This window comes from Cohnella sp. (genome assembly GCF_041640265.1).
Lineage (GTDB): Bacteria > Bacillota > Bacilli > Paenibacillales > Paenibacillaceae > Cohnella.
The window spans coordinates 1-2,763 of record NZ_JBEQAP010000112.1; the positions used below are offsets into that span (position 1 = coordinate 1).

Genomic DNA, 2,763 nt, shown 5'->3' on the forward strand with positions numbered 1-2,763 from the left:
GTGTTACTCACCCGTCCGCCGCTAACTATCTTGGGTAGCAAGCTACACAAGATAATCCGCTCGACTTGCATGTATTAGGCACGCCGCCAGCGTTCGTCCTGAGCCAGGATCAAACTCTCCATGAAAGGAGCTTTCACGGCAGGGCTTCCGAAGGAAGTCCCGAGAGTGAAAGTCTCCAGCATCACAGAGCCTTTGAGGCTCATGATTTACAACTGGTATTGCTTTTGTTTCTTACGCTCAATGTTCAGTTTTCAAAGAACAATCTAGTGTTTCTCGCCTGCCCCGTTTCCGGCGCAAGGTCTTTATCTTACCGCATCCCGCACCGCCTTGCAACCCTCAATTTTTACCAGTTACGATAATTTTCGAGTTTGTTCGACCTCGGCGACTCTCTCAAGTTCGCTTCGTTTCGGCGACAGGAATTAGAATATACCACGATTCATATTAAGAACGCAAGTCTTTTCGTAATAAAACTTTTTTACGATGTGACTGCCTATTCTCACAACCATGGGATAAAGAACGACGGTATTTCGGGTTAAGCACGGGGCTTGGTATGGTGTGTGCGATGGCGGTTCATATGAGCGGCATCATAATCAGCAGTGGTATTACAAGAGCAAGTGATGCATAGGCCCCCTATTCCACAATTGCTAAATTACGCGGTTCTTCCGCTTTATTTCCGGCTGTCGAGCAGATTTGGCGGGACTATCAGGCACTTCCCGCTTTATTTTGAAAACATTAGGTTTTCCCGAATATAAAACGGAGAATCCGCTCTATTTACCCCAGAATGGCCGCTTGCTCGAATTTAAGGTGGTTTTTCCGCTTTGGCGCATTGTCGTCCAGTTATTTCCCTCATCTATTCCGCTTCACGGCCACGTTTAATCATCCAGCAGCGCTATCCTGCAACATAAGGCTGTACCGCTCTAGGCCGATTTTCGTCGGTTTGCAGCCTCGGGCACCGGGGTCTTCTATACTATCGCCTACTGGATCGAGCTGCAACTCCCGCCATGCCTCCGTTGGTCGCTCCCCACCAGACTCAATCCGCATCAGCCCCATCGCATGACCGCTTGCCTGCTCTTTACGTCCCCATCATCGAACGTCTCCCTCTCACTTCGTTAAGCTAGACACTCGACCCTCGCCTTCTCCACTGCCTCTTCACGACTATTCACTTGCAGTTTCAGGTAAATAAAGGAGATATAATTTCGTATCGTACCTTCCGACAGATGCAGCTTCTGTGCAATCTCCTTATTTCGAAGCCCTTCTGTCAGGCATCGGAGAACATCGATTTCCCGCTCGGTCAACTCATACGGATTCGGCGCCTTATCTCCACTCAGGTGTTGAAACAATTGATGAGCTACATCCTGCGAGATCATCGTCCCTCCGCCATATATGAGTCGAATGGTTGCGGCTAATTCCTTGGGGTGAATCGATTTCAGCAGGTAGCCTTTCGCTCCGATACGTAGCGCTTCAGATGCTAGGGAGACATCCTCTATGGTCGTAATCATGATTATCCGAATGTCCGGCCACGATTTATTAATTGCTTTTGTAGCGGCAATCCCATCCATTTCCGGCATATTGATGTCCATCAATACAATGTCAGGACGGTCCTGCTCGCATTGCATGATCGCTTGTTTGCCGTCTCCAACGACCGTTACTTCAAAATCCTGTTCTTCTCCCAACAATAATCTTAGACTTTCACGGATCAAGGGTTGATCATCCGCCAGCAGAATTTTGATCTTCTGTCCACCTTCATTAGATGGGTTCGGGAGCGTACAGGTTACCATCGTGCCTGCATCCGCTTGCGAATGGATATAGAGCTTGCCTTGCAATGGGGCCAGTCTCTCCTTCATTCCTGTCAGACCGAATCCATATCGAAGGGTATCATCACCCTTGCCGTTATCCTGTACCTGCAGCATCATCTGGGCATGGTCATATTGAAGAAGGACTTGAATCACACTGGCCTGCCCGTGACGGCTGGCATTGGTCAGAGCCTCCTGCAGACAGCGATACAAGGTAAGCTTGGCCTGCTTCATTACAGGGTATGGCTCACCCATCGTGCGGAACACAACCCGAATGCCGGTGTTCGTCTTGAATTCATCAATAATCTGAAGAATTGATCGATCTAAAGGCAACGCCTCCTCGATCGGATCCATCTGATGCACCTGACGACGGATATCGTCCAGCCCCGTTCTCGCCAGCTTGAGCATTCCCTGAATCCTGGCTTCTCCCTCATCCGAATGAATACGAGCCTTCAATGTCTCCATTCCTAAAATCAAGGAAGTAAAGGTATGACCAATCGTATCATGCAGCTCACGAGCCATGCGGTAACGTTCTTCCAACAGCGTCATTCTCTCAATCTGGGAGGAATACTGCTCCAGAATCGTATACTGTTCTTTGATCAACGCAAGCTTCTGCTTGATGGCATTGATCGCTAATGCTCCCTTTTGCAGCACATAGCTTACCCCGTAGAAGATAAACGCATCGAATAGGCTCTGCCATAGGACAGGGTGTGACAGCGATGAGCTAACGGAATCCCCTGCGCTCAGAGCAAACAGTGTCACGGCGACAGGCAGCGAGTACCAGTGGACTCGGCCCCGGCTATAGAAAGCAATCGTAAAAAGCGCCGGCGGGAACAGTCTTATTAACTCAACTTTCGCAGCATGAAATTGGCAAACAAGCCTTGATGTAGCTAGGCAGACTGGCAATCCATTGCTGAAGTTGACGCTGAATCAAAACCGAAAGCCTCTTTCCTGCTTTCGTGGCGATTTC

General features: G+C 49.2%; 2 protein-coding genes and 1 rRNA gene. All 3 read right to left on the reverse strand.

Annotated elements, in window-relative coordinates:
* Positions 1-125 (reverse strand): 16S ribosomal RNA (locus ACESLK_RS30060); the annotation flags it as partial.
* 751 nt (positions 126-876) lie between these two features.
* Complete coding sequence (locus ACESLK_RS30065; RefSeq protein ID WP_373233535.1) at positions 877-1,050, reverse strand: hypothetical protein; 174 nt, start codon at positions 1,048-1,050, stop codon at positions 877-879.
* A 59-nt stretch (positions 1,051-1,109) separates the two neighbouring features.
* Positions 1,110-2,555 (reverse strand): response regulator, encoded by a 1,446-nt coding sequence (locus ACESLK_RS30070; RefSeq protein ID WP_373233537.1) that lies wholly within the window; start codon positions 2,553-2,555, stop codon positions 1,110-1,112.
* Positions 2,556-2,763 lie beyond the last annotated feature (208 nt).